This window comes from Methanosarcina subterranea (assembly GCF_055385895.1).
In genome coordinates this window covers 4452909-4479801 of sequence record NZ_AP042426.1, presented here as the reverse complement: position 1 = coordinate 4479801, position 26893 = coordinate 4452909, and the positions used below count along the sequence as shown (strand labels likewise).

General features: G+C 36.4%; 22 protein-coding genes, 1 tRNA gene and 1 pseudogene. 14 read left to right on the top strand and 10 right to left on the bottom strand.

From position 1 onward, the window contains the following. The first annotated feature begins 220 nt into the window (after window positions 1-220). A pseudogene (tnpC, locus tag ACZ5A8_RS19585) lies at window positions 221-1678 on the top strand (IS66 family transposase). Window positions 1679-2401: 723 nt separating this feature from the next. Here the strand turns inward: tnpC and ACZ5A8_RS19580 are convergent. After that, on the bottom strand, window positions 2402-2608 hold the full coding sequence (locus ACZ5A8_RS19580; protein WP_464531036.1) for a hypothetical protein: 207 nt from the start codon (window positions 2606-2608) through the stop codon (window positions 2402-2404). A 341-nt stretch (window positions 2609-2949) separates the two neighbouring features. Between ACZ5A8_RS19580 and ACZ5A8_RS19575 the strand changes: the two genes are divergently transcribed. The 3 genes from ACZ5A8_RS19575 to ACZ5A8_RS19565 all read left to right on the top strand — a co-directional run bounded on the left by ACZ5A8_RS19575 (window position 2950) and on the right by ACZ5A8_RS19565 (window position 5840). Further along, window positions 2950-3159 (top strand): hypothetical protein, encoded by a 210-nt coding sequence (locus ACZ5A8_RS19575; protein ID WP_464531035.1) that lies wholly within the window; start codon window positions 2950-2952, stop codon window positions 3157-3159. Between the two features lie 228 nt (window positions 3160-3387). Beyond that, a complete protein-coding gene (locus ACZ5A8_RS19570) occupies window positions 3388-4635 on the top strand; it encodes a YVTN family beta-propeller repeat protein (RefSeq protein WP_464531034.1) in 1248 nt (415 codons plus the stop codon). A gap of 554 nt (window positions 4636-5189) precedes the next feature. Further along, window positions 5190-5840, top strand: a complete 651-nt coding sequence (locus tag ACZ5A8_RS19565; RefSeq protein ID WP_464531032.1) for a YggS family pyridoxal phosphate-dependent enzyme — start codon at window positions 5190-5192, stop codon at window positions 5838-5840. 238 nt (window positions 5841-6078) lie between these two features. Here the strand turns inward: ACZ5A8_RS19565 and ACZ5A8_RS19560 are convergent, their stop codons facing one another. Then, on the bottom strand, window positions 6079-8142 hold the full coding sequence (locus tag ACZ5A8_RS19560) for a carboxypeptidase-like regulatory domain-containing protein (protein ID WP_464531031.1): 2064 nt from the start codon (window positions 8140-8142) through the stop codon (window positions 6079-6081). Between the two features lie 70 nt (window positions 8143-8212). On the opposite strand from ACZ5A8_RS19560, the gene ACZ5A8_RS19555 reads away from it, so the two are divergent. From ACZ5A8_RS19555 to ACZ5A8_RS19545, 3 genes are all read left to right on the top strand, one after another. Beyond that, complete coding sequence (locus ACZ5A8_RS19555; RefSeq protein ID WP_464531030.1) at window positions 8213-8431, top strand: hypothetical protein; 219 nt, start codon at window positions 8213-8215, stop codon at window positions 8429-8431. 213 nt (window positions 8432-8644) lie between these two features. After that, window positions 8645-8923: a hypothetical protein gene (locus ACZ5A8_RS19550; protein WP_464531029.1), complete on the top strand. Its 279-nt coding sequence runs from the start codon at window positions 8645-8647 to the stop codon at window positions 8921-8923. Beyond that, window positions 8920-9270, top strand: a complete 351-nt coding sequence (locus tag ACZ5A8_RS19545) for a hypothetical protein (protein ID WP_464531027.1) — start codon at window positions 8920-8922, stop codon at window positions 9268-9270. The genes ACZ5A8_RS19550 and ACZ5A8_RS19545 overlap by 4 nt, the downstream gene beginning before the upstream one ends. Window positions 9271-9509: 239 nt before the next feature. Here the strand turns inward: ACZ5A8_RS19545 and ACZ5A8_RS19540 are convergent, their stop codons facing one another. Further along, a complete protein-coding gene (locus tag ACZ5A8_RS19540; protein WP_229390840.1) occupies window positions 9510-10094 on the bottom strand; it encodes a sugar O-acetyltransferase in 585 nt (194 codons plus the stop codon). Between the two features lie 1184 nt (window positions 10095-11278). Between ACZ5A8_RS19540 and ACZ5A8_RS19535 the strand changes: the two genes are divergently transcribed. From ACZ5A8_RS19535 to ACZ5A8_RS19520, 4 genes are all read left to right on the top strand, one after another. After that, window positions 11279-11620, top strand: a complete 342-nt coding sequence (locus ACZ5A8_RS19535) for a hypothetical protein (RefSeq protein ID WP_464531026.1) — start codon at window positions 11279-11281, stop codon at window positions 11618-11620. Further along, on the top strand, window positions 11617-11997 hold the full coding sequence (locus ACZ5A8_RS19530) for a DUF2283 domain-containing protein (protein WP_322223036.1): 381 nt from the start codon (window positions 11617-11619) through the stop codon (window positions 11995-11997). The genes ACZ5A8_RS19535 and ACZ5A8_RS19530 overlap by 4 nt, the downstream gene beginning before the upstream one ends. 268 nt (window positions 11998-12265) lie before the next feature. Beyond that, a complete protein-coding gene (locus tag ACZ5A8_RS19525; protein ID WP_464531024.1) occupies window positions 12266-13300 on the top strand; it encodes a pentapeptide repeat-containing protein in 1035 nt (344 codons plus the stop codon). 62 nt (window positions 13301-13362) lie between these two features. After that, a complete protein-coding gene (locus ACZ5A8_RS19520) occupies window positions 13363-14400 on the top strand; it encodes a pentapeptide repeat-containing protein (RefSeq protein WP_464531023.1) in 1038 nt (345 codons plus the stop codon). Window positions 14401-14880: 480 nt separating this feature from the next. Here the strand turns inward: ACZ5A8_RS19520 and ACZ5A8_RS19515 are convergent, their stop codons facing one another. Then, window positions 14881-15645 (bottom strand): AAA family ATPase, encoded by a 765-nt coding sequence (locus ACZ5A8_RS19515; protein ID WP_464531021.1) that lies wholly within the window; start codon window positions 15643-15645, stop codon window positions 14881-14883. Beyond that, window positions 15614-17563 carry an AAA family ATPase gene (locus tag ACZ5A8_RS19510; protein ID WP_464531020.1) on the bottom strand — a complete coding sequence of 650 codons (1950 nt, stop codon included), beginning with the start codon at window positions 17561-17563 and terminating at the stop codon, window positions 15614-15616. The genes ACZ5A8_RS19515 and ACZ5A8_RS19510 overlap by 32 nt, the downstream gene beginning before the upstream one ends. Before the next feature lie 690 nt (window positions 17564-18253). Here ACZ5A8_RS19510 and ACZ5A8_RS19505 point away from each other — a divergent pair. Both ACZ5A8_RS19505 and ACZ5A8_RS19500 read left to right on the top strand, forming a co-directional pair. After that, window positions 18254-18742: a hypothetical protein gene (locus ACZ5A8_RS19505; RefSeq protein ID WP_464531019.1), complete on the top strand. Its 489-nt coding sequence runs from the start codon at window positions 18254-18256 to the stop codon at window positions 18740-18742. A gap of 274 nt (window positions 18743-19016) precedes the next feature. Further along, window positions 19017-20339: a pentapeptide repeat-containing protein gene (locus ACZ5A8_RS19500; protein ID WP_464531018.1), complete on the top strand. Its 1323-nt coding sequence runs from the start codon at window positions 19017-19019 to the stop codon at window positions 20337-20339. Window positions 20340-20507: 168 nt separating this feature from the next. Here the strand turns inward: ACZ5A8_RS19500 and ACZ5A8_RS19495 are convergent, their stop codons facing one another. The 3 genes from ACZ5A8_RS19495 to ACZ5A8_RS19485 form a co-directional block, all read right to left on the bottom strand. Next, complete coding sequence (locus ACZ5A8_RS19495) at window positions 20508-21362, bottom strand: hypothetical protein (RefSeq protein ID WP_464531017.1); 855 nt, start codon at window positions 21360-21362, stop codon at window positions 20508-20510. Beyond that, the gene (locus tag ACZ5A8_RS19490) at window positions 21359-23053 is read right to left on the bottom strand and encodes a zinc ribbon domain-containing protein (RefSeq protein WP_464531016.1); all 1695 of its coding nucleotides are present in this window, start codon (window positions 23051-23053) and stop codon (window positions 21359-21361) included. Before ACZ5A8_RS19490 ends, ACZ5A8_RS19495 begins: the two co-directional genes overlap by 4 nt. 298 nt (window positions 23054-23351) lie before the next feature. Further along, window positions 23352-23425: transfer RNA gene (locus ACZ5A8_RS19485), tRNA-Val, on the bottom strand. A gap of 318 nt (window positions 23426-23743) precedes the next feature. Here ACZ5A8_RS19485 and ACZ5A8_RS19480 point away from each other — a divergent pair. Beyond that, window positions 23744-24508 carry an A24 family peptidase C-terminal domain-containing protein gene (locus ACZ5A8_RS19480; protein ID WP_464531014.1) on the top strand — a complete coding sequence of 255 codons (765 nt, stop codon included), beginning with the start codon at window positions 23744-23746 and terminating at the stop codon, window positions 24506-24508. An 81-nt stretch (window positions 24509-24589) separates the two neighbouring features. Here ACZ5A8_RS19480 and ACZ5A8_RS19475 read toward each other — a convergent pair whose 3' ends face one another. Both ACZ5A8_RS19475 and ACZ5A8_RS19470 read right to left on the bottom strand, forming a co-directional pair. After that, entirely contained in the window at window positions 24590-25177 is a 588-nt protein-coding gene (locus ACZ5A8_RS19475) for a cobalt-precorrin-7 (C(5))-methyltransferase (RefSeq protein ID WP_322222286.1), read from the bottom strand. 130 nt (window positions 25178-25307) lie between these two features. Beyond that, the gene (locus tag ACZ5A8_RS19470) at window positions 25308-26327 is read right to left on the bottom strand and encodes a cobalt-precorrin-5B (C(1))-methyltransferase (protein WP_464531012.1); all 1020 of its coding nucleotides are present in this window, start codon (window positions 26325-26327) and stop codon (window positions 25308-25310) included. Between the last annotated feature and the right edge of the window lie 566 nt (window positions 26328-26893).

Sequence of the window (26893 nt, the reverse complement as noted above, 5' to 3'; positions counted from 1 at the left end):
TACTAGATCTATTCATTAACATGCCAGAGAAAGGAAGATCTCAAAATTAATCGGGAGCATTTGGAACAGTTATAACACTTTTAAGAAATAGCGTAAATACAGAAGAGGAGAAAAAGAAAAGATATATCGTAACAATTCAGGTGGCCTTTGAAAGGCTACAATTTTTCCTCTTTTCGAGGAAAAATTGCATATAAATTAAATCCTATTTTGTTTCGTTATTATGCTTACACGTGAAGAGATCCTCGTTATCTATGAAGCTGGTCCTGAAGCTGTAATTTCTGTAATCCAGAGACTTGAAACTATCATAGAAGAACAAGCTATTCGAATTGCTGAACTAGAAGAACGTGTAAGGATTTTAGAATCTCGCTTAAATCAAAATAGCAGAAACAGCAGTAAACCTCCTTCTACTGACTTTTTAGTCAAAGAAAAACCTAATCCCAAGAGTCTCCGGAAAAAGAGTGGGAAGAAACCTGGAGGTCAAGAAGGTCATCCAGGCACAACTCTTGATATGGTTAATGATCCTGATTAGGTAATTGAACATTCTTTGACCTGCTGCAAAGAATGTGGACATACTCTTGAGGATGTTGAAGTTGAAGCTTATGAGAGAAGACAAATTTTTGATATTCCTCCTGTAAATCTAATTGTTACGGAACATCGAAGTCAGATTAAGACCTGTACTCACTGTGGAAAATCAAATAAAGCTTCTTTTCCAGAATCTGTGAAATATCCCGTCCAGTATGGTCCTAATATTTTAGCTTCAGCAATTTACTGTAAAAACTACCAGTTTATTCCCTATAAAAGGATTTTAGAGTTTTTTGATGACGTTATGGGGATAAAAATCTGTTCTGCTACGATAATCAGAGCAGAAAAAGAATGCTTCCGGAATTTAGAGGAGTTTGAAAATATGAGTAAGGAGAAGTTAATAACTTCTCCTGTTATCCATTGTGATGAAACTGGGATGAAAATTGAAGGAAAAAGGCATTGGCTTCATGTAGCTTCTAATGACAAATACACCTGTTATTTTGCTCACTCAAAAAGAGGATCAAAAGCAATTAATGCCATGGGAATTCTTCCAGAGTTTAAAGGAATAGCAGTTCATGACGGATGGAAACCCTATAACAGTTATGAATGTGATCATGCTCTTTGCAACGCTCATCTCCAGAGAGAACTTACTGGAATTGAGGAGAACTATAAACAGCAATGGGCTAAAGAGATGAATGAACTGTTAACAGAAATGAAAAAGTATACTGATGAATGCAAAGAGCAAGTCAAAGATCTGGATTTTGAACAAATTAAAGCGTTGGAAGAGAGGTTCAATGCTATCGTCATGAAAGGGATTGAAGAAAATCCACCTTCTCTAAACCCTGAAAAACATGGAAAACGTGGTAAAAATCCAAAAACAAAAGCAAGGAACCTACTTGACAGGTTTATAGAAAACAAAGAACAGATCCTGAGATTCCTCAATGATTTGAGAGTTCCATTTGAAAATAACCAGGCAGAAAGAGACATAAGGATGATGAAATTACAGCAGAAAATATCAGGAACTTTCAGAACTATACAAGGAGCGGAAGCTTTCTGCAGAATTAGAGCTTATATTTCGACCATTAAAAAGAACGATTTACCTGTTATAGAAGGTATTCTCGCGGCGCTCAGCGGAGCACCGCTAACTATACCCTGAGTAGTTACGATATATCATATATTTTCATTCCTCCTGTGGATTAAATACTAGAAATATCCCATCTATTCTTTATGTTCCTCTCTTCATATATTTGATAATATAAATCCTGAATAATTAATAAGTTTTTTAAAAAAGTACTCTTTTAATTTTAATGTAATCTATACTCATGAATATTTTTAGTAAATGAAATTATATCCAGAATATCTCGTTCATCCTGAGCTCAGGTTGATTCCAAGTTTGATTGCATGCAAACCTCAAGATAATTGAGAATGAATAATAAACTAAATAGTGTTGCCATCAAGGAATAAAATCTTATCTCGAAATAAAATAAATAGCTGGAAAAGAGGCTCAATACATTCTTAAAATCAGAGTAAAAGACAAAAAAGAAAATTGGGTCCGCTGAGATTCGAACTCAGGACCTCCGCCGTGTGAAGGTTGGGGAATAAGGACACAAGCACCGTGTTTGATGAGCCAAGTATGATAGCACTTTCTTTCTCTTTGATCGAATGATTAAATCAACAGAACAATGATGAACAAAAGGGTAATGCTCTTAACAATATATGGGCTGAGCATAAAGACAAATTCAAAGAATGGACACTCCTAAAAGCCATAAAAAAATGTTAAGTTGGAGATCAGATAAAGGTGATTTGGAATCGATGAGTTGTGCAATCCAATCTCCAGTGTGGTCTCAAGATTCACACCTTTTTACTTGGAAACATATATTTACATTATTTTTCCAAAGATCATTGAGGTTATTTTTATCAGCACGTAAGCTATTGGCAATGATGCTAGAAACATGTACAGAAAAAATCCAAGCGAGCTCAGACCTCTCATCATCCGAACTTCAATGCTGTTTCCCCCGCGGATTACAGTACCATCATAACATATTGCGCTGTCAAACTGCCTGAAATATGTCTCATTCTGTTTCATATATTTCCCCTACTGTTTTTCCCCACTGTAAAGTTCTTTTTGATTGTACTTCTTTGATAGTAAGTACAAATACTTTCTATAAATAGTTATCTCATTGAACTAATATTAGTTAAACGGTATTTCTGAGATATTGGTGATATCATATTAGTCAGATGGGTATAAAAGCCGGAAAAATAAATGACGACAGCTCATTTATGTATTATTTTTTGGTCTTCGCTACAATGTCTAATGAATATTTTTTCAAAAATTATTTTTAATGTTTTAATTAATAACTTTGATCAGTTTCTTCATTTATCTTCAGCCTTTACTGAGGCTATTCCTTCAAGTTTAAGAGAAAAGGAATGCCTGTTTATGTAACCGTCTTTGATGAAAAGCTTAAATGTGAACTTAAAGTTACACAACCAGAAGCAAAATTTGACCTCGAAACAAGATTTGAAGCATTAGAAATGAATCTCTATGAACCTCTAAGTCCGAAAACAAAGAAACTAAAGACAAAAAAGAAGAGTGGGTTCGCTGAGATTCGAACTAGGGACCTTCTCCCTGCAGTTTGATGATATTGAGGTGGTTACTGTGTATGTTTCTGAGGCCTTGTAATTTTTGATAAGTCAGAGAATGTTTCTATTATAGAAGCGATTGAAAATAATCTAAAAATTTTCTAATCATATCGAAAAATACCGTTTTTATACTAAGAATTCTCTTTTTAGAAACACATTATATTATGTCACATTTTTAACTTTTTTCCATTAGAAGTACAAAAATTTCATTTACTGAGGTTTAAAATGAGAGAAATGAAACGTGACAAAACAAGAAGAGATTGTGCTTTCACTAGAGTTTTAGGAGTGGTGTTGCTGGTGCTTTTAACACTGGTGAGTATCGCAGGAGCGGAGCCATTTGCATATATTACAAACTCACGCACCAACGATGTTTCTGTAATTGACACCGTAACAGACACTGTTACAGCCACGGTGAAAGTAGGAGACACACCTGATGGAGTTGCGGTCACTCCTGATGGAACAAAGGCATATGTTGCTAATAGAGACAGTAATACTGTCTATGTGATCGACACAGCAACAAACACTGTGACAACCACGGTGAAAGTAGGAGCAAATCCTCGGGGAATTGCATTCATCTCTGATGGGGTAAAGGCGTATGTGGCGAACTACGGGGATAATACTATCTCTGTAATTGACACTGAAGCCAGTACTGTTGTAGCCACGATAAATGCAGGTGATGGACCCTTTGGGGTTGCAGTCACCCCTGATGGAACAAAGGTATATGTATCGAATGCTAACAGAAACACTATCTCTGTAATTGATACAGCAACAAACACTGTTATAGCCACAGTGAAAGTAGGACGTAGTCCTCGGGGTATTGCAGTTACTCCAGATGGGAAAAAGGTATATGTGGCGAACTTTGCGCGCACAACTGTCTCCGTAATTGACACAAACACAGATACCGTCATAACCACAATGGATGTAGTAGATCCTGTTGGGGTTACAGTCACTCCAGATGGGAAAAAGGCATATGTGACGAACTTTAACACTGTTTCTATAATTGACATAGCAACGGACACTGTTACAGCTATGATAGATGTAGGAATATGGCCCGAGGGTATTGCAGTCACTCCAGATGGAACAAAGGTATATGTAGCGAACTCTGCAAGCCATACTGTCTCTGTAATTGACACGGCTACAAACACTGTTACAGCCACTGTGGAAGTCGGAACCTGGCCTTGTGGATTTGGGCAGTTTATAGTTCCTGCCTCTCATAGCAAAGACAATAGTACAATCATTGTCAGCACTAATACAACCGGCAACTCAATGGATAAGAACACTGAAGTCGAGACTTCAATAAAGCCTGAAAATGGCACTCAGGATCTTGAACAAAAGAATGTAACTACCGTAGCAAACTTTGAACCGAAGCCTGAGAAAACTCAAAGTACAAATACACCTGGCTTTGAAGCGATTGGTGGGATAGTTAGCTTACTTGCCGTGTTTCTACGAAGAGAAAGTAGGAAAGGTAATTAAGACAACAAAATGAAAAATGAAACTATTAGGGAAGTCTAAAGTTATAAAACACAAAGTAAAACCAAATGCCAAATCTGATCTTGAAGCAGGAATTGAAGCATTAGAAAAGGAGATTATAAAGACTCGAATTTAGAAAAAAAGCTGAGAAATTAAGTGGGTTCGCTGAGATTCGAACTCAGGACCTCCGCCGTGTGAAGGCTGGAAAATGAGATATGCACCGTAAATGACGAGCCAACTTCGATCAGTCTTCCTTTTTATTGAATGAGCAATTTAATCAACAGAATACTGACGAACAAAAAGGTCAGGCTCTTAACAATTTATCGTAGCAGTGATAGCAAGCGCTCACAGACACATATACAAAAGTGCCAAAGCCAATCGGTTTATGTGATCTCTGCTTTTCAACCCGAAAAAGAAAGCTAAGACAAAAGTAAAAAACAGCCTGAAAAATATCTCAGCATAGTCTATAGGATGGATTATATTCTCACTCCATAAAGCCATAATTGGAATCATTTAAATACAACTACTTTTGAATAAAAACAGATTTAGGGACAGCAATGCCAGTCTATGAAAATACAAAGTTTATCCTTGAAAAGATCGGAAGCACAACACTGGTTTGCATTACAAAGACGATTGAACCTGAACGGATAAACGAAGCCATTCGGGCCGGAGCCACTATCATTGGAGAGAACCGGGTTCAGGAGTACGAGGATAAACGTGATGATATACTGCCCTGTGAGACACACTTTATAGGCCATCTACAGACAAATAAAATCAAAAAAGCCGCACATCTATTTGATGTTATTCAGTCAATTGACTCCCTGAAGTTGATAAGGAATATTGACAGGATAGCCAGGGATATTGGCAAAGTACAGAGGGTCTATCTTCAGGTTAACATCGGCAATGAGCCACAAAAATATGGATTCCGACCTGATGAGATAAAAAATGCAATAACAGAGATTCGCTCTTTAAGGAATGTCCGTGTGGAAGGTCTCATGTGCATCCCTCCTTTTGTACCCCCTGAACAAACCCGTTCCTATTTCAGGAAGATGAAGGCCCTTTTTGATGAAATGAAGCAGGAAAACCGGGACAACATCGATATCAGGACGCTATCCATGGGCATGTCCAGTGACTACAGGATTGCCATCGAGGAAGGTGCCACAACGATACGTGTGGGTTCTGCCATATTCGGGAAGAGAAAGTACTGAAAGTGCTGGTTTGTGGAAAAAACCCATCACTCAAAAAAAGGCGAAGAAGAAGAGTGAAATGTATGGTGGGCCCGCTGAGATTCGAACTCATGACCTCCGCCGTGTGAAGGCTGGAACATACGACGTATGCATCGTTATGACTAGTCAAATGCGGTAGACCTTTCTTTTTCATTAAACGAGGTCAAATCACCAGAACACTGTTCTATAAAATGAAAAATCCAGAATAAGGCGCAGATGATTAATGCGCCTTACGGGTTTTTGACAATATGAGTCCTGCAATAACTAAGATTAAAACACAGAAATAACTCATATTAGACCCTACATCCGGTACATTACTACCTGGAAATGATACATTAACAGTTTTACACACAGAACCATAAGTTTGAGACTGAGCAGTAATTCTGACAATGTATGTTTTTCCAGAATAATTAGTGACCATAAAAGAGTCAGTTACTACTCCTGTAGGGTTACTTATGTTGTCATTAGTACCTGAGATTCCAGAAGGTACAAACGTTTTTCCACCACTCATAGTCCCCAGGACAAAAGTTAGGTTGCTAGACTGTGATGAAGAATCATAATAGCTTGCATTAATATAAGTTGCTGTATTGTTTATCTGTTTATATGTACAATTTGCACTAATCACAGTCTGCATTGCAGGTATTGCAGATGTGTCACCTGCAGGTATTGTGATAGTATATTGATCCAGATTAGGTGTCAATGTGCTGGTGTACTTTTGTCCATCTAAAGTAATTGTTACAATTTTATATGTGACATCTTTAGTCAAATGGAAATTTGCTCTACCGTCGTTATTTGTCCAGGCACAAAAATTCGGTTTTTCATTACTTGGGTCATTATTTGGCGTATAAATCTGAACTTCGCACCCAGGTACCTTCTCGTTTGAATTAGTACAGACATATAACCGTACATAGTGCGGTTCTAAATAATCAGGTGCTTTTGCCATTTTCAAATTTATTTCTGTATTTATACCTGTCAAATTTACTGGTAATTCAGGACTGTTAAGATAGCCTATTGCTAAAGCAGTTAAACAGTACGTGCCTTTTCCACTGTCCATATTGAATTGATAAAGCCCATCAACATCGGTAATCTGAGTACTATCCCACGTATTATTTGATAATGTTATTACAGCACTCTGAACAGGTTGACCCGTAGTTGCATCTGTTAAATATCCAAATATACCAGAATTAACTGTAGCCGATTTTCTGCCATTTACTGTGAACGAACGTGCAGGACTGCTGTATACCCATAAATTATGAACGTCATCGCGTGCCCCGATTTTAATAGCAAACAACCCGTTGTGGTTTATCGGTACATTTGCAGATGTTTGTGAAGTGTTAAGACTATATATTAAGTGAAAAGAATCGAATTTCGATGTACTGTTATATACATTGATAGAATAACTGGTTGCATTTAAATAAGTCCAGCTTATGCTTACGTATCCGTTAACAGTTGAAATTGTACTGCCATTAGCTGGAAAAGTAACGGAAGGTACCTCAGAACCGTTGTAAACAGGTAAATTTCTTGTACCATTTTCTGCAACATATCCATAATCTTTTGTGCCCCTGGAGCTTGAATAGGAGCTGGTTACAATATTGCCAGTCGATGCAATATACATTCCATTAATTCCATTATATGCAGGGCTGTTATAGAATATGTTATTCGAAACAGTACCTCTGCCTGAACAGGCACCATCAGCCGGATCTTGGTAGACTGTATTTAATTGAAGTGCTGAAAATATATTATTATGAATATTAAGACCTGTTACATCTCCTCCCATTACTTCTACGCCAGCATTACCAGAACCAGCATCAGAGTAGAAAGTATTCCTGTAAATTTGAACGTTTTTCGTATTATGAATTTTAATGCAAGAATTTATGAAAGTGCCCCAGCAATTATTAAATATTGAAATTCCATTACCGGCAGACCACGCATCAAAACTGTCATGACCGGGTTTACAGACTGTATTATAAACCTGAACATTGCTGGTATTTTTTTTACAGAAAATAAAGTCACCCATACTGTACTGCATTTTTAAGTCGTGAATATCTACATTTGAGCAGCCAGACAAATAAACTCCTTTTTCATACTCCCGATACTTGTTGCTTGCCGCATGCATTTTACTTAAAGATTCCCAACCACCATCAATTAAGAAATTTGAAATTTCAATATCAGAAATACCTTCACAGAGAATAATATTTTGAGTTGCAAAATTAGAGCTCGGATTGTCACAATAGATAACAGTCGCACCAATCCCATTTCCATTAAGGGTTACCCCTGATTTCATGATTATTGGCGAACTTATGTGAAACATAGTCGGTGCAAGCTGTACAGTGTCACCTGAATTCGCTGATTGTATGGCAGCATTAATGACATTCTGGTCATTTGAGCCTGTAGGGTTAAAGGAAGTTCCTGGGCCTACATTGATAACCGCACCTGAACAATTTGCTGAAAAAAAACAGATAAATAAAATAAAAGAAATGAAAAGAGTTTTAGTATTCATATTTATCACTAAACTCTTTTACATTTATAATTTATTCTATTTTTTGTATCCACCCTTTTATTCTCAAAGTTAAAAGAAAGGTTTCAAAATTTCAATTTTAGCAATGTAAATAAAATATGAGCTCTTGAATTCTGTTCAAGGTTGTAGTAACCCAAAAAAATCTTACTCCAGAAAACATAAGTATCTATAAATATCAATTAGTTATTAATCAATAACTTTTTATTACGTAATCATTTATGAAATTCAAAACACTAAGAGCTGTTACAAATCTACTGGAGACGCAGAAATGACAGAAGCATTAAGTTCTGATAAAGCAAAGCCTTCCCCAACTCTTAATACTATTCTTATGGTCGAAGACACTCTGAAAAACAGCCCGAACAGTGTTGTAACAATTGCCGAACTCAAAAAAATGTTGCCAAGACAGGTAAATCATAATACTCTGATGGTTATTCTGGACTATCTGGAGCAGAGTAATAAAATTGCTGTCGGGCTTAAGGGAATAACCTGGATTCACAGCAGGAATGAAAACCTGAGAAAGGCAGTGGTTCAGGGACTTGAACTATGAAACATGTTCGAGTGATCTTATCACCGGAAGCCGCAGATACATATAATTCTCTCATGAATAAAGCACAACAATCAAAGCAGGAAGAGATAATCTTTAATGCTTTTCTTCAAAAAGTGGAACTGATAAAGGAAAATATCCACTATGGACAACCAATTGCCAAAAAACTGATTCCTGCGGAATACAAAACAAGGTACGGGATAGTGAATCTTTTTAGAGTTGAGCTTCCTAATTTTTGGAGAATGCTTTACACGCTTACAGCAGGAAGTTCAGGTATTGAGATTATCGTATTGGTGCTTGACATAATTGACCATAGAAAGTACGATAAAAAATTCGGTTATAAAAAGTAAGTTTTAGCTGTGATTTATAGGATTCTATAATCCGGTCTAATTTTTTCAAAAAGTCAGAAAAGATGCTCTATATACTCTAAAACCAAAAAATAAGACTAAAACAAAGTGGGCCCGCTGAGATTCGAACTCAGGACCTCCGCCGTGTGAAGGCTGTACAGAGGCAGAAAGGACAATATTCTGTATATTGCCATTGTCACAAATATAAAAGAAACAGAGTCTGAAATACACAAAAATAAGGATTAAAACTTCTTATCTTCATCGATAATCTCACGAATAACCCTGCAAGGATTCCCAACGGCGACAACGCCAGGCGGAATATCTTTTGTCACAACACTTCCAGCGCCGATAACAGTATTATCTCCGATAGTTATTCCAGGCAGTACAACAACATTGCCGCCTATCCATACATTGCTACCGACTTTAATGGGATAAGCATACTCCAGTCCTGCGTTACGACGTTCTGCATCAAGCGGATGTCCATCTGTATAGAAGCCACAGTGTGGAGCAATCATCACATTATCACCAAAAACAACCTTTGCTCCGTCAAGGATGATACAGTTGTGATTTGCAAAGAAATTGCTTCCTATTTCGATGTTGTAACCATAGTCGCATATAAATGGCGGCTCAATAAGAAAAGAACCCCTGGTTTTGCCAAAAAGTTTCTGAATTAAAGATGTCCTTTCCCCAATTTTTGCTGGATGAAGCTGATTATATTCGTAGCAAAGGGCTTTACAATAATCTCGTTCATCGTTCAGCTCTTTATCATAGATTGCATTATATAATAAACCCTGGGCTGCTTTTTCTTTTTCAGTCATTTCAGTCATTGTTGTTTTCCTCTTAGTAAAATAGTGAACCTGTTTATTTAATTGCTCTTGATCAAGAACTAATGCGAAATTTAAAGTTGTACAACAAGAAATGAAATCTGATCTTGAAGCAAGACTTGAAGCATTAGAAAAGAAGCTATCTACGCTCTTAGAATCCGAAATGAAATAAAATAAAGGGAGTGGGCCCGCTGAGATTCGAACTCAGGACCTCCGCCGTGTGAAGGCGATTTTAAGCCCGTATATTTCGAAAAAGAGCCTGTATAGAGCGAATATTATATTTTTAATCTCTCGAAACCGGTGATTTCTCAAAAATTTACTATCTTAATAACTATGTCAGTGTCAAGAAAACAGATCTTTCTATAGGGTATGGCACGGTTTTCCTCACCTCTTCTCTTCCTTCGTGTCTTCTTCCTTTTTGACCGCTCTATCAGTCTATCTTGAGCCTCGACCATTATGACTAAAGGTATCGTAATTTTGGAATCAAATAACGGACGTGTTCTCGAATGATTAAACACCTATCCGCTTGCAGGCCCTTCCATAACTTTTTTGCGGGATGTTGCATGTACAAAGAAATGAAAAAAATATGTAGCTTTGCTTAATGAATCTTAATAAAAATGTCTATAGATGTTGTTTTTCCCAGACTGGATAGTTAATGGTTTTTGCATTCCATCTATGTAATCAATGGAGTACTGTCTATTCCTACATGTTTGTAATGATTGAGTAAACAAATGGCTTTCATAATCTAATCAGAATAAGATTAAATTCATTGGCTTGACATGCCTTCAATTTCTGATCATTATTATCCAGTGGAAACTTATTAAAATAAAAATATGTCTTATACTAAATATATAAATAAAATAAAAAATATAATTGGAAAAACAGCATCATAAGAACCTATCAAATTTGTTTATTCAAAACTATACGTATTTTGCATCAAAATTCCTGCCTTTCTAAGGCTTTTTTTCTCCAATAACAGTCTTAAGTCTAAGAATAGTTTAAATGGGCTCTATTAGCTTCCCAATTCAAAAATAACTAAAGCTATATATTTATCTAAAGTTTTATAGTAAAACGCGTTCTGATATGCAGATTTTTGAAGAGCAATCTGATATAAATCAATTTTGAAATCCTTTTATATCTTCACTTCTATTCACAAAAATAAATTATGAAGGAAATGGTCGTGTTTGTTGACTGCAGAAGAAATTTACGAATTATTATGTATAACAAACGAGAAAAACATTGAATATAGGGTACATTTTGTAAAAAGACTTGAAACACGAGCAAGAATTAGTGATATTATACCTAATGATATAGCAGAATTCAAGAAAATACTCTTAAATAGATGTCCTGTATATGTAGATTATCAAGAGAACAATGAACTTAAAGATGAAAACGAATATAGAGTATTCTATAACATTACTGAAAAATATGATCTCGTTGTTGTTTTATCGTTGGTTTCCTGCAGCCCTATAAAAATTAAATTTATAACATTATATCAACAGAATGTGAATAGAAGGTTGAGTAGATGACAGAAGGAGTTAATTCTAGTCCAATTCCAATAGATTTTTATGACTACGATTTTGAGAACGATAGTCTTCTCTTTAATTGTAAGGGCTTACAATACGAATCTTCGATTGATTTGGGAAACATAATATTGGATATGGATGTAGACGGCAGACCTATGGGATTTGAACTGCTCCACGTTTCAAGAATGTTTGGTGTACCAAAATCCGCGATTAAGAATTTCGTAAAATTCGGTGCAGATATTTCTATTTCAGAAGAAGTTATTGAAATAAAATGTACTATCACTGTTCCTTTAAGAAATCGTAAGACGGAGAAGATAGCCGTTTCACAGGGAATCAATGATATAAACATTCCTTCTGCGCAGATAGCCATGGCTTATTAATTCTTTGAATTCATTTTATATTCTTACTTTTCTGTTTAGACATTACCAAAACTTTCACCATGGCTTTTCTATTTTCCGTATTTTCCGGAAGCAACTTAATATTTAACCTGCTATTTTTCTGAATCAAGGTTTGAATGTGGACAGCTTGTTTGTGTATGTTCTCGTTTAACTTCTCAATCTGGTCATCCTTTGCGTATAAATGATAATGTTTATTTTAGTTTACAATCGTTTAAGGACAATTTAATATTTCAAATAAAGGACATAGGTTATGGCACTAAGGGATGCATATGAAAAGGCAAGACAACATAAATTATTGATCTGGGTTACTATTGTTTTTGCTGTTTCTTTTGTACTTATTGCCTTATTCCTTAGTTATTTAGTATTCACATATCCTGTAAATCAAGTATCTCAATATGGAATAACTAATGCAACAGAAAAAGCTAATTTAATTAATCAATATCGTACAACTTCAATTCAATTCATTGCTACATTAGCCCAAATATTAGGTGGCATTGCTGTCGGGATTGGAATTTATTTCGCTTGGGGAAATCTCACAATTGCTAGAGAAGGCCAGATTACTGAACGTTTTACTAGAGCTATCGACCAGTTAGGAGCAATTGATCAATCAGGAAATCCAGCAACAGAGATTCGATTAGGTGGAATATATGCCCTTGAAAGAATTTCAAATGAATCTGAAAAAGATTACTGGCCGATTATGGAAATTTTAACGGCTTATGTTAGGAAAAACTCACGCATAGAAAATAGACATATAAAAATTCAAGAGATTAAAAACCTAAATGAAGAGTCTTTTGATAATAAATTTGCAGTGCTCCCCGATACGCAAGCTATTCTGACTATTATTGGAAGACGTAAATATTCCTTTAAATCTGGAGAACTAATTGGTTTAAAAATAAATGATACACATTTAAGAATGGTTAATTTTAAAGGGGCTCACTTGGAAGGAGCTTATCTACAAAATACTGACCTTATAGGAGCTGATCTCGAAAAAGCTAACCTTAAAGAAGCTCCCCTCGATGGGGCTTACCTTAATTGGGCTGATCTTAAAGGGGCTAACTTTGAAGGAGCAAACTTTGGGGGAGCTAATCTTGAAGGAGCTGACTTTTATGGGGCTAACCTTAAAGAAACTGAATGTCTAACAGTTAAACAGCTTTCCAAAGCTAAAACACTCCATGCTGCTAAATTAGATGAAGAACTAGAAGAAGAATTAAAAACTAAGTATCCTCACCTTTTTAAATTCCCTAGATATCCTATAACATTAGAAGACTTCATAGATGAAACTTGAATTTATCCCTCCTTAAAAAATGCTAACTTTACTAAAAGAGATGTGGATTCAGAGATACAAATATGGATTTGAGTTTAATAATAGGCATCATAAGTGTCATAGTAGCTGTTATCACTTTATATTATTCTCATAAACAAACTATTGTTTCGGTGAATCAAGCCTCTGCTGCTGAGAAAAGTGTAAGTATTGCACAGGAAGGACAGATTACTGAAAGTTATAGTCGGGCTATTGATCAGTTAGGAAGCGAGAAAATAGAGATTCGATTAGGTGCTATATCTTCACTTGCAAGAATTGCAGACAAATCTGAGAAAGACTACTGGCCAATAATGAAAATTCTAGCTGCGTATATTAGGGAAAAATCACCTGTTAAAAGGGAAAATACGGAAACTAAAGATTCTGAGAAGCAAGAGAAGGATAAGACACTCTCTACTGATATTCAAACCATTCTTGAAGTTATATGTAATCGCGAGCACTCCTTCAATGAGAAATTGGATCTACGAAACTCAAATATACGGAAAGCCCGACTTATTAGAGCTCACCTTGAGTGGGCTGATCTTAGTGGGGCTGACATTTGGGGAGCTGACCTTGTAGAGGCTCACCTTGAATCCACTCAATTATATAAGGCTCATCTTGAAGATGCCATCCTTATAAGGGCTCATCTTGAAAACGCTGACATGCTAGAAGCACATCTTGAAAGAGCTTCTCTTCAAGGAATTGATCTTAAAGATGCTACTCTTATAGATGCTCATCTTGAAGATGCCCATCTTGAAAATTCTGTTCTTGTAAGAGCATTCCTTGAAGAAACTCACCTTGATAGAGCCTACCTTGAAGGAGCTCACCTTGAATATTCTCACCTCAAAGGAGCTTACCTTAATGATGCTCACCTCAAAGGAATTCATCTTGAAATAGCTAATCTTGAAGGAATCCATCTTGAAGGAGCGGATCTAAGAGGTGCTAACCTTAAAGGAGCTAAGAACCTAACAATTGACCAGCTCTCTAAAGTGAAAACGCTTTATGAGGCACAATTAGACGAAGAACTTCTTATACCATTAAAAGAGAAGTATCCTGCCCTTTTTGAGAAACCTGATAAAGACGAGTGATCAGATATTACCAGAACTTCCACTATTGTTTCTTTGCTTCGGGTGCCTCTATAGATTTCTGATTAATGATAGCTGTATTAAAATCCGACCTTGAATAAGACTTGAAAAATTAGAAAAAGGAAGTTTCTAAATCTTCGAATTCAGAAAAAAGATTAATAGAAAGTGGGCCCGCTGAGATTCGAACTTAGGATCTTTGCCGCGTGAAGGCTTGGTTCAGTGCGTTAGTTAAACAGCGGGGAAGACGGACGCTATGCCTTTAATCAATATTTTTCAAATTAAAACTATTTACCGCCAAAGAGTTTTCTAAATAAATTACTGGTTGAGCTGATCCCAAAACTTAAAACTGCTTCTCTTGGTTATGCATTCCGAATAATCAATCGAATTTCTGATCCCAAAATGGTTCTGAAATCCTTATTTATGTGGAAGTAAAAATTGGTTTTCTGATGAGCTCGTTTATGAAATCTCGATACATTAAGCGGATTAAACAATCCATTGATTATAAATTTTCTTACGCCTATTGAAAGCTTCTTCTCCCCCTTCCATAATATCTACGATTTTCTTTTGTATTTGAACTTTGTCTATACTTCCAAATTCAGTTTCGATTTTATCTGTTTCATTTGCGAAAACGATAATTTTTTCACAGTCTCCAAGAACTGGAATATTTGGATTATGCGTTGCAAAAATTATCTGTCGTTTTCCTTTTAATTCAATGATTCTCTTAATCAAACCTTCATATATCGTTTGATTATCAAGATCGTCTTCTGGTTGATCCATTATCACTGGTATATTTTCCTGGGTGAGAAGTAGCATCAGTAATGCTGAAGCTCTCTGACCTAACGAGAGATTTTGTATGCACTTTTCTTTGTATTTAATTTCAATTAAGTCAGGAACCCTAAAAAGGCAAAATTCAGCTTCGGACTCAAAAATTTTCTCTTTGAATTTTGTCCATTCATTATCAGTAAAACCAACAGATTGGAATTTTTCGTTGTCTTCTAAAGAATTAAATAATTCGATGTTATCTTGAAATATCTGGGTTAACTTTTGAAGTTTTGATTTTAATCTACTTCCTTTGAAAAACTCTATCATGAATTCTTCATAACGCTTCTTTGATTGTTTATATTTAATATCAATATGAACTAATTCTTGTGAAGAGTTAATTTCTTCTTTCTTTTGTTCCCTTATACACCACTGTTGGTGCCATAAATCTTGCAGACTAGAGTAAAGAATTTTTTTTCTTTTGTTCAACGACTATAGTTTCTCTTTTATGCTGTTCAAGTTCTGAGATCTTTAATTTTGTTTCTTCAATTTCTTGAATATGCTTTCCATAATCATCGGGAGATACTTCAGTGACGTTAATTTCACGCTTAATTCTTGCTATTTCTTCTTCCACTTTATTTTTTTCTTCAATAAATTTGTTTTCGAACTGTTTTATTATTTCAGACGAATTCTCCTCAGCATTCTCTATATCTTGTATTTCATTTAACCAAGTAGCTTTTAATTCTTCTAGATTATCTTTTATCGAATTGAATATAATTGGATTTTCTTCAGAAGTTATCGAACTTATAAAGGAGAACTCATTTGTAATTTTGTCTTTGAATCCAGATACATGATTTTTTGAATTATTTAGTGATGAATTAATCTTCTGGAGTAAAACTTCATCTTTTTTGAAGTTTGCCTCTTTTTGAAGTTTTTCTGCTATCTTCATTTCTTCAAAGGTGCGTATTTTGTCATCTAAAGCCGCTTTTTTTGTTTTGTAATAATCTTCTCTATCTATTTGTCCTTGAAGCTCACTAGATTTTTTTAATATATTTTTAATTTCAGTTTCTTTTTCATCTATTTTTTCTTGGAGATGTCGTAATTCTTCTCCTATAAACTGATCTATTAATTCTATTTGAGTTCCCCTTTCCATTGATTGTTTTTGAATATCTTTCTGTCCATAATATATGACACGGAAGATTGAAGAGGGGAGAAGATCAGGCTTATATTCACCGTCTCGATATATTTTCGGTTTCTCATTAAAAATTCTCTCAATTCTGTAGCTCTGTGTAGAGGTTCGTACTTCCAGAACAATTTTCCCACCTGATCCTACGACATGACTCACAAGGTTTTCTTTATACTCTGAATCCTCTTTTGGGCTCAGTTCCAAAGCATACCTTATCGCTTCTATAAATGCTGATTTTCCTGAACCTCGTATTCCGATTAAATTAGTCATATCACTATTTAGATTGATGTCAATATTGGACATGGATAGTTTAGTCTCAACGAGAAGTCTAGCGATACGAGGATGGTTAAACTCTAAAAGTTCATTTCTTACACGTATCTCGTGATTTATAAGTGAAAACCTTATTGCATCAAAATCGAGATTTCCGATTTTCAGACAAGTATACTTATTTCCAACTTGATCAATACTTTTTGGATCTGATGCTGAAATAAAAGCTGGAATATAATTTTTTTCGGGCTTGCCCGTTTCTTTTGCAACCTTTTTTACCCAATTATTCAAAAAAGTGCTTTTCGTGCTTTCGTTTGCGTCTTGACAAGCTAATATTTGGTTCCTAAAAAAACCTTTTTTTAAGTAATCTGTAATTCTTCCTCCCTTGAATTCTTGGAAGAATCCACAGTTATTATCAACATGTGCAAGAATTATAAAGTGATGGCACTTTAAGTCTTGTAATTTTTCGATTGTTTCTTCTAAATTCAAGTTACATCTGGCTGGGTTTCCATCACTATCAAAACGAGAGTCGGTTCCAAAAGCTATATTGAGAAATACATCTATTTTCGACTGGTTAGACTCGGTATGTTCACAATCTTCAGATGAAAAAATTATTAATGCATGTAGTCCTCTTTTTCCATCTTGAATCGAGAGCTCTATTCCAGGCAATAAAAATATGTTTTCTTTAATTGCGGCTTCTTTAAGCAGTTTGAACTCGTCTCTATTGAATTTATTATGATTTGTTATTGCCCCTATCTTTATTCCCTTTTTTTTCAATTCATCAATATATTTCTCAATAAATTCATTTTCGTCTTTAATACTAGTCTTGAATTCTTTGTCTGATTTAGTATGCAAATGAAAATCCGCTTTTAAATATTCAGCTCCTATCTCAAAATTGTTAACTTCGGTCACTTCTCCTATAATAGTATTACTATGGATTTCTATTTCTTGCATTATTCCCACCAGCGAGAAACACTATTTAGAAACGTTCGATTTTTATTAATCAATAACTATCTTCCAAACCTACAATGACTTAAATTTTTTACATTTATTTTCTTAATTTAAATCCTTATAAGGTTGCCGAATATTTCCCATACTCTATAGTCTTCTTGATTTACACAACGATAATTATTCATGGTTTTTCCAAAATTTCAACAATAGTTCATTAAATAATGAAAAATTAAGGAAGTGGCAGTTATAAATGTTTTCTTTTGTATTTCGCTCTGTGAAGTAAGAGTGATCTAAAAACCTTTTTTATCGTTAGGAGCATATTTTCCATTGTGGTCAAAAAAATAGATTATTCACTAGGACTTACGCGGTTGAACTGAGAGTCAATAGCAATGAACCTTCATCGGTATAAATCAAGCCTTTGGTATCAACGTCTATTGTTCTTGATTTTGTACTTCAAGTGCGTAAGTCCTAATAATATAATGTCGACTGAATGGAAATGAGCTACCTTTACAACGCCGAAGAATTAAATACTTTTCAAATAAAACGGCTCGTGCACAGTTAAGCCAAATTGCCTGAAGGCATGCCAGATTAACTGCATACTCGCAGCATATTCCTTTGGAACACACCATCCCAGAAACACAACAGTATAATAAAATGCCCATAGATTGATAGCCAAATGCAAACTTATAAATTATGATGACAAAGAAAACAACACAAATCAAAATAACAACAATCACAGGGTTCGCAGGAGTATTACTCGGCATATTGGCAAATACAATAAGCACAATCAATATCGACAACCTTGCAATGGAAAATGGCCTAAAAAATGCCTTAAAAATCATGTTTTTAGTATCCACTCTCGGTATCACAACATGCGTCATATGCGGAACACTAGCATTTGCTAAAATACATCAAATAGGCATCGGGAACAATAACCCTGAAAAATTGCTAGAATTATCACATACATCGCTCATGATAGGAATAATGGCAATCTCATACAGTATTGTAATAATGATAACAAAAGATATTTACTGGACACTTCTAGGAATAATCATTCTTATAATCACAATCATTTATGTAAACACGATAACTAAGGAAAACAAAATAAGTCAACCACTTGAAGCAAAAGAAGAACGATCAACAAAAGCCTTCAATGGAAATTCAACAGTCCTAACCAAATAAGAATAACTTAGATAACCAGAGAAGCAGAAATCTAAGATCCTCCATAAATCACCAAAATTTCCACCAAGGTTTACTACTTTCCGTATTCTCTGAAAGCAGTTTGATGTTTAACCTGCTATTCTCGTGGATTAAGGTTTGAATGTGGACCGCCTGTTTATGCATATTCTCGTTTAGCTTCTCGACCAGGTTATCCTTTGAGTATAAATGATAATGTTTATTTTAGTTCAAATTTGATTAAGGACAGATAAACACTTCATGGTAAAGGAAAAAGTATATGGATTTAAGAGAAGCGATTGAAAAATATAAACAATCTAAGATTCCTTCTTTATCTATAATTTGTGAGAAGGCAGGTCAATACTCAAAAACGTGTCTGCTTATTGTTGTTATTTTTGTAGTGCTTTTGGCTTTAGCACTGCAATATATTCCCTACTTGCAAGTAGCTCATTTTGGAATAACGGATCCTAAGGACTTAGCTAATGCCGAAAATAGCTATCGTGCTACTCTTGCTCAAATACTGGGTGGGGTTGCTGTAGGGATTGGAATTTATTTTGCTTGGGGAAATCTCGTAACTGCTAGAGAAGGCCAGATTACCGAACGTTTTACTAGAGCTGTAGATCAATTAGGAGCTATTGATCAATCAGGAAATCCAGCAATAGAGATTAGATTAGGTGGAATATACGCCCTTGAAAGAATAGCAAATGAATCTGATAAAGACTACTGGCCCATTATGGAAATTTTAACAGCTTATGTTCGGAAAAACTCAAGTATCGAAGTCGGTGATAATAACAAAGTTACTCATATATCAATGGATATTCAAGCTAATGAGAGCACGAAATGCGAAGTTTCTAACGTAAGAACAGTATCATTAGACATTCAAGCAATTCTTGCAGTCCTCGGGAAACAAAAAAATCATTTTAAAAATGAAGAATCAAATTGTATTAATTTGCACGGAACACGTCTTGAAGGAGCTTACCTTAGGAAGGCTCATTTTGAAGATGCTGACCTTGCATATGTTCATCTCGAAATGGCTAACCTTATAGACGCTCATCTTGATAGAGCTAACCTTATGGAAGCTCACCTTGAATTGGCTCGCCTTGATAGATCTAAACTTCAAGAAGCGGTCCTTCTAGGGGCTTACTTTTCAGGAGCTTGCCTTGATGGAGCTAACCTCAAAAAGGCTTACCTTCATGGAGCTTACCTTGACGCTGACTTTGTGGAGGCTCATCTTGAAGGAGCTTATCTTTACATGGCTCATCTAGAGGATGCTGACCTTTCAGGAGCTTACCTTATGGAAGCTAATCTTGAAAATGCTATATTAATTAGAGCTAATATGGAAGGATCAGACCTTTCAGGTGCTAATCTTACAAAAGCAAATCTTGAAGAAGCTATCCTTATCGGAGCAAAGAACTTAACAGTTGATCAGCTTTCCAAAGCGGAAACACTTTACGAGGCAGAATTAGACCCAGAGCTAGAAGAAGAATTAAGAGCGAATAACTACTCTTACCTTTTGGATGAACCTAAACTAGACCCCGAGCTAGGAAAAGAATTAAGAGAAAAGTTTCCTGCCCTTTTTGAAGAACCAAAGGATAAACCATGATAAATTTCATTTGTCAATCCGTAAATTCATTACTTTATAAGAAAATGCTATCTTCGCTAACTTATTTTACCTTTTATATACTTTTGCTCTCCTTTGAGTAAAATGACAATGTTTATTTGTTTGCCAACTTTGAACTCAGTACTTCTGCTGTGAATTTAAAAAAGGAAATCATTTTCTAGGGTTCTTATTTTGGAATGTTTTCTTTGCAAGATTCATACGTTTTCTTAAAGTTAGTACACATTCAATGGGATTATTTTTGGAATCTTTTTCAGAATGGAATAAGTTCCAAATCTTTTTAAAAAGGGCATACTCATCTTTCGGATCCCAAGAGGGCAAATTAGGCCAACTTACCGCCCATCTAGTGATAATATATTCAAACAATTCTAAGTTTACGCTAGTTACAAGGCAAGTACAAATAAGTCCACACTCTTGAAGTTTTGGATAATCTATCGAGATTTCAATAGGTTTATCTTTTTTATTTTTTAACCCTAGTTTAATTGCATTCTTACCAGCCATAATCGAGCTTGAATGAACTATGCAATGCCTTAACTCACAAATTTTGTCAAACTCTTTGAAAATTGAATCTTCATTTTTTGCACATATAATGTCGTAACCAATATACTCTTTACAAGTTTTTGTTATTGCATTTGTACTAGCAAATGAGTAATCTTCAAAAGCTGCCCTTGCCATAGAATTTCTTCCGCACCAAAGAGCAGAAGCTATACTAACTTTTCTATCTGTAAAATTATCTTTTTCAACTGGACAAATGTGAATTAATCGAGAAAAAATCTCCCTAAAATAGTCTTCTGTTGCCGAAATAAATCCAACGAGAATTAAAGGTCCTATCAGAGGATTATTTTCTAAAAAATCGGGAGTTGATACCTTTAGTAATTCTTGGGTATTTGAATAAAACCTATCTATTGCGGAATAATTTTCAGGTAAATGAGAAGGTTGTATATACGAATAAAGATCCGAAATTCTTGCAGGTCCTAATTTTTGGTTAACGCAATCTTTCCAATTCATTCAATAAACTCCTTTGCGTAAGAAGTTATTGTCCCTGCCCAATACGGACCTATGCGAGGTACACTTCTCAGTTCACGGTTATCAGTATCCATTATAATATCTTTTATAGTTCTGATCTTCGAATATTTCTTTATACTTTTAACCCGATTCTCAGTCAGATTAAGTACGGAAATATCTGTATTTAATAAAGCCTCATAGATGGATCCACTCTGGAGTGCAGCACCACAGTTTGAACAAAACTTAGCATGTTCAGAAATTCGAGGAGCCGAACATTTTTTACAAGGAGGGAGAGATAAGGAAAATTTCCCTCGGATTTCTTCTGAGGGTATTAATCTATCTAATGAAACACGATTGTATTCATGAGCATTTCTTTTTTCAAAAGCTTCAACGTAATTAGCCGCGTTAACGCTTGTTGTCCCTAATAGTACATTTCGATTAATTAAAGCCGCATAGTGTACAACATATTGTTCAAAAACACCTTTTTCCCCTTTACTAATTTCTCCTTTTGGAAGCAAAAGACCACAATATTGGAAAAAACCTATTACTTTGGAGATCTCTGGGGCTAAAGGCTGTTTTATAGCTGTCATAACACTTTGATTACTAACTTGTTTATTTTTATTATACTCTTTTAGGCTCTCTATGATTTTGATAAAAATAGTATTTCCTTCAATTACGAAACGTTCGTAAAGAGGAAGTTTAACCTTTAGAGAAGTATAAATTTTCATTGTTTGTTCATAATTTCTGTTAATTGATCTTAACACTGAACTTCTTTTGACATCAACTGATCCATCTTTCTTTATTAGATCTCTAATCATATTTAGAAGGGCTCTTGGAATTCCAAATGCTGCAAAGCACATCAGTTTAAGCAGGTGTTCTTCAGAGCGGAGTTTGCGGTAATTTTCATCTGATAAACGCTTCTCTAACAAGCTGAACATAAATTCTATATATTTAGGCGAATCTGGCTTTATCCATACATCAATTTCTTCCGCATCGTGTCCAGCATGGAATGTTGAAGAATAAGTTGTTACTCCGGGATAAATCGCAGCCTTTGGCGAAATAGATCTACTTTTTATCTGCCTGAAAAAATCAAAAAAATCTCTTTGTTGCTCAGGTGAAAAAGAATGTGCGGCATCATCCAAAAGTAATACACACCTTTTTCTGTTAAGAGCTTTCAAAACTTTATTAACTTCATCTTCTAAGATAGAGATTGATAATAACTCGCCTTCTTCTACAGTCCTACTCATTTCTAATTGATCAGTGATTCTTTTTATGTATTCATAAGAGTAAATTAAATTAGTTGGAGGATCATTTATAATTTCATTTAACGTATCAAACAAACCGAGATAAATTTTAAGCAATAACCATTGTTTAAACCAAAAGACAGCATTCACATCTTTAACATAAAATGGCTCGAGTTTTAGAGATGATTTAAAGTTTACATATATTGGAAGTGTCTTAGAGCTCTTTGAAGAGCATAGCTTATGGTAAGTTTTAAGCATTAGTGTTGTTTTGCCACATCCTCGAGGTCCAATAATCAGTTTAGCTCCACCCTGAGACAATTTTTTGATTATTGCTTCTTCCTCTGGATGTTCTATACTCAACTTGTTAAATAAGTCGCTCTCTATATATTCTGCCTGTTCAACAAATTGATTATATTCTGCCTGTTCAACAAATAGATTATCATGATCCATGAACGACATCCCTAAAGTTAAGAAAAATAAATGAATTTGAACGTTAGAGTAAAGCTAATACTCTCTACAGAGAACGAAATTTAACAATCATTCATTGGGAACTTATAAGAAAATTGTCTTTTAATCTCTTACATAAATAATCTTTAGAAGTAAGTCCCTAACTTTGCCTTTTAATGCTGTTTACTTTCTATTCAGTGAAATCACTTGGGTCGCAATATTCAAAACAAGATTTTGTGAGATCGTAGAATAGAATTATTAGAAAAAACTCTATATACGTTTAGAATCAGAAAAATAAAGGTGGGCCCGCTGAGATTCGAACTCAGGACCTCCGCCGTGTGAAGGCGACGTCATAACCGTCTAGACCACGAGCCCATGGATTGCATTTGAAAATTAATAGGGTTAAGCAACCATAAAATAGAACTTCTTATGTATAAGCTTATCGCTTGCGGGCTGATTTTGGGCTTACCCGGACCTGTTATGTAATTGATTTTCGTGTTTTTGCCGCAGGACTTTCAGTTTTTTTGTATATTTTTGGGGTTTTGAAGGGGGGAGAGCCGCCAACCTGAATTTTTCAGTCCACGGCTGAAATTTCCAGTTTTATATCGAGAATTTTCATTCAGGCGATAAGGTAAAAAAGTAGAGAAGTAATAATGTAAATAACTATAGAAATAATTTAATTGCCTGGTTTGTATGATAGAAATCCTGAAAATCCTTTTCACCATGCCGTTTTTGCTCTATGCATGCTATACCGACCTGAAGGAACGTAGAGTCTCAAATAAGGTGTGGAAATACATGCTTGCATCGGGTTCGGTATTTGTAGCTTACGAAGTTTTTACCGGAGGGATTCCTTACCTTAAATCTCTTATTTTTTCCGGAGTTATTGTTTTCATCTCGATTTATATCCTTTTCCAGCTTGGGGCCTTCGGGGGCGGGGATGCAAAAGGGCTGATAGTGCTTTCCATTTTATTTCCTCTCTATCCGGTTTTTCTGTTCTCGGGAGAAGTCTATCCTCTGCTCGGGCTGCCTCCGATAGGGCTCTTTACTTTCACAGTGCTGGAAAACGCTCTCCTTGTAACTGTCCTTGTGCCTCTCGGGATGTTTTGCTACAACCTCCTGCATTACTCGCCTGAAATGCTCAAAAAACCCTTCTACATGTTTATCGGGTACAGGACTGAAGTTTCCTCCTTGAAAAATAAAGAACATCTCGGTCTGCTTGAAAAGTTCGAGCTTAACGAAAACGGAACGGTTATCAGGAAGTTTGCGCGGACAGGGCTCGATTTTGATGCGAACCTGAAGCCAGAACTTGAGGAATATGCAAAAAAAGGGTTAATTGAAAAAGAAGTCTGGGTTACTCCTGGCCTGCCTTTTATGCTCTCAATTACAGCAGGCTTTATAACCGCAGTCGTTTTCGGGGATTTGATCTTTTATGCCGTCTTTAGCTTTATCGGGGGCTAACCGAAAATTTACGGTTACGGAGTAAACCGAAAACCTCTGAAATAAACCGAAAGCCTGTAAGAATTTTCTCTTTTAACTTTTTTATCTTTTCTGCACGACAAGCAGCCCGTAGAGAATAGTTTCCGCAATCGGAGGGTTATCAGGTGTACCTTCTGCGATCCTTTCTTCCGGATAGCCGAGGTTTTCGCAGGTATAAAGCTTGGCTTCTACTCCGAGTTCTTTAAGAACTTCCGCAACTTCGCGGGAGCCAAATGTTTCTTCCGGCAGCAGGAATATATTTCTTCCGTTCTTCAACTCCTGGATCAGCTCGGCTTTTGCAGGCTCAAAGTCCCTTCCGTGGGCTGTTATTGCACAGAGGTTGGTCAGGTTTACCTTCGTGCGGGCACAGGCTGCCTGCATTGAGGAAATTCCGGGAATTACGGTATCTTTTTCCCCTGCAAATTTCCCGAGCCCCGAAAACATTGGGTCTCCTGTGGACAGGATAACAGCGTCTGCGGGCAGGAGGTGGAGAGACTTATAGTCCTTAATAGTCTTTGCTTCGCAGGTAATATGTTCCTGTGCGAGTTCAAGGGCTCGCTTTGCCCCGTAAACCACTGAAGCCTTCCTTATTGCCTTTATCCCTTCTTCCGTAAGCATTCCGGGTCCGACCCCGACTCCTACCACTATCATAGTTTTTCGTCCCCTTATACGGTTAAATCTCTTAAATTTCAATTTTAAATTTTACATTTTTGAATTTTTACATTTTTGATTTCAATACTTGAATTTCACTTTTGGTCCGTTTCTTCAGTTTAATCCACTTTTACTTCCCAGGTTTGCTGTCCATAAGGACAGACCCATCCCTATCAATTACAACGATTCTCGCACCCTTACCTTTTTCAACTGCCATCTCAAAGGCTTCTTTCAGGCGCTCGTGATCCGGAGCCTTTTCAAGCATTTCAACAACGGTTGCATACCCGCTGCCCTCAAGCATCTCAGGGTTTCCCCATTTCAGGACAAGGCCGGGAAGCCCACAGATAACTACATCGCCTGAAGCGTTATTAAGCCCTTCTGAAATCCTGCTCCCGACCATAACAACGGTGTAGTCAGGGAAGAGCATGTGGGAGTAGCGCATCCCTATTCTGCCTGTAGTCAGGACCACTTTATCCGTGCAGCGGATCAGGTCTCCTCTCATCTCTCCGAGGTGGTCGTTCCAGGGCTCGACAAAGCCTGTACTCCCGAGGACGGAAATTCCGCCTTCGACTCCTATCCTGCTGTTTAGAGTCTCTTTTCCTATCCTTTCACCTTCAGGGATTGATATTGTGACCTCGGCTCCCTGTAAGCCCAGTTCCTCAACAGCTTCCTGCACTGCAGCCCGGATCTGTTCCATGGGTTTTGGGTTGATGGCTGGATTGCCCTTCGAAACCTGAAGTCCGTCCCTTCTTACAACACCTATGCCCTTTCCTCCGAGAACACTGACTCCTTCGGCTTCCCTGGCTTCGCCAACAAATTCAAGCCCTCGCGTAATATCGGATTCATGGTCGTTAGGAATCTTCTTTACGACTGCACGCCCTGGAGAGGACTCGCTGACTTCAAGGTAGGCTCTTAGTCCGACCGGGGTAGGGACGGATACGCTGTCAACTGTTTTTTTAAGGGAAAGGACAGCGGCTTTTGCAGCGGCACTGGCTGTGGTTCCTGTAGTATATCCTCTCTTGAGTACGGACCCGTCGCTCAGGACCACGATCATCCCGGATGATACGTTTTTTTCAAGCTCTTCCCTGAGCAGCCCTGTCCGGGCAATCCATTCTTCAGGGATCTTGAAATTGTTAACAGGATCTATCATGGAAGAATACTCGGAGGTTTTTTATTATAAATGTATTGACCTGAAAACCGGAAAAGAATTAGAAAAACAAAGCCTCACCAAAACACCACCTATACTTACTCAGGACCCGTATACTCAGAACCTGTATAGCCGCCATAAGAATTAGGATAAACCAGGATAAATCAGGATAAACCATGGTAAAAGAACGGTTTCTGGAAAAGAGACTGCGGAGTTCTAACAGACTGCAAGGCTCCGGGAAAAAAGAGTGCTGGACTCCGGAAAGAAGGTTACTCAATCTAGAAAAGTCAGCGGGTAATAGTAAACAGTCAGTGCGCTGTGAACTACCCTCTCTTTCGCTTCCGCTCCGAGGAAGGAGTCCTCTCGACTTATCGAGATAGAAGCATCATTAAGCGGCGTAAAAATAACAGAACAATAATAGAAAAAGAACAATAATAGAAAAGAGTGGCATCATTCCAGGAGTGGGGATTTTTTCGTTTTTCTGGAAGTTGGGGTATTTCTCTTGGGGTTTGAATGGGGGGTTACCATTCTTTGTTGGGGTTTGGGGGTTGGTGTGTGAAAAATAGCCT

What these genes read in the sequence shown, in the direction of transcription:
- ACZ5A8_RS19580 (WP_464531036.1), bottom strand. Translation starts at nt 2,608, where the DNA reads ATGAAACAGAATGAGACATATTTCAGGCAGTTTGACAGCGCAATATGT.
- ACZ5A8_RS19575 (WP_464531035.1), top strand. Translation starts at nt 2,950, where the DNA reads ATGCCTGTTTATGTAACCGTCTTTGATGAAAAGCTTAAATGTGAACTT.
- ACZ5A8_RS19570 (WP_464531034.1), top strand. Translation starts at nt 3,388, where the DNA reads ATGAGAGAAATGAAACGTGACAAAACAAGAAGAGATTGTGCTTTCACT.
- ACZ5A8_RS19565 (WP_464531032.1), top strand. Translation starts at nt 5,190, where the DNA reads ATGCCAGTCTATGAAAATACAAAGTTTATCCTTGAAAAGATCGGAAGC.
- ACZ5A8_RS19560 (WP_464531031.1), bottom strand. Translation starts at nt 8,142, where the DNA reads ATGAAATCAGGGGTAACCCTTAATGGAAATGGGATTGGTGCGACTGTT.
- ACZ5A8_RS19555 (WP_464531030.1), top strand. Translation starts at nt 8,213, where the DNA reads ATGGCAGCATTAATGACATTCTGGTCATTTGAGCCTGTAGGGTTAAAG.
- ACZ5A8_RS19550 (WP_464531029.1), top strand. Translation starts at nt 8,645, where the DNA reads ATGACAGAAGCATTAAGTTCTGATAAAGCAAAGCCTTCCCCAACTCTT.
- ACZ5A8_RS19545 (WP_464531027.1), top strand. Translation starts at nt 8,920, where the DNA reads ATGAAACATGTTCGAGTGATCTTATCACCGGAAGCCGCAGATACATAT.
- ACZ5A8_RS19540 (WP_229390840.1), bottom strand. Translation starts at nt 10,094, where the DNA reads ATGACTGAAATGACTGAAAAAGAAAAAGCAGCCCAGGGTTTATTATAT.
- ACZ5A8_RS19530 (WP_322223036.1), top strand. Translation starts at nt 11,617, where the DNA reads ATGACAGAAGGAGTTAATTCTAGTCCAATTCCAATAGATTTTTATGAC.
- ACZ5A8_RS19525 (WP_464531024.1), top strand. Translation starts at nt 12,266, where the DNA reads ATGGCACTAAGGGATGCATATGAAAAGGCAAGACAACATAAATTATTG.
- ACZ5A8_RS19520 (WP_464531023.1), top strand. Translation starts at nt 13,363, where the DNA reads ATGGATTTGAGTTTAATAATAGGCATCATAAGTGTCATAGTAGCTGTT.
- ACZ5A8_RS19510 (WP_464531020.1), bottom strand. Translation starts at nt 17,563, where the DNA reads ATGCAAGAAATAGAAATCCATAGTAATACTATTATAGGAGAAGTGACC.
- ACZ5A8_RS19505 (WP_464531019.1), top strand. Translation starts at nt 18,254, where the DNA reads ATGATGACAAAGAAAACAACACAAATCAAAATAACAACAATCACAGGG.
- ACZ5A8_RS19500 (WP_464531018.1), top strand. Translation starts at nt 19,017, where the DNA reads ATGGATTTAAGAGAAGCGATTGAAAAATATAAACAATCTAAGATTCCT.
- ACZ5A8_RS19495 (WP_464531017.1), bottom strand. Translation starts at nt 21,362, where the DNA reads ATGAATTGGAAAGATTGCGTTAACCAAAAATTAGGACCTGCAAGAATT.
- ACZ5A8_RS19490 (WP_464531016.1), bottom strand. Translation starts at nt 23,053, where the DNA reads ATGGATCATGATAATCTATTTGTTGAACAGGCAGAATATAATCAATTT.
- ACZ5A8_RS19480 (WP_464531014.1), top strand. Translation starts at nt 23,744, where the DNA reads ATGATAGAAATCCTGAAAATCCTTTTCACCATGCCGTTTTTGCTCTAT.
- ACZ5A8_RS19475 (WP_322222286.1), bottom strand. Translation starts at nt 25,177, where the DNA reads ATGATAGTGGTAGGAGTCGGGGTCGGACCCGGAATGCTTACGGAAGAA.
- ACZ5A8_RS19470 (WP_464531012.1), bottom strand. Translation starts at nt 26,327, where the DNA reads ATGATAGATCCTGTTAACAATTTCAAGATCCCTGAAGAATGGATTGCC.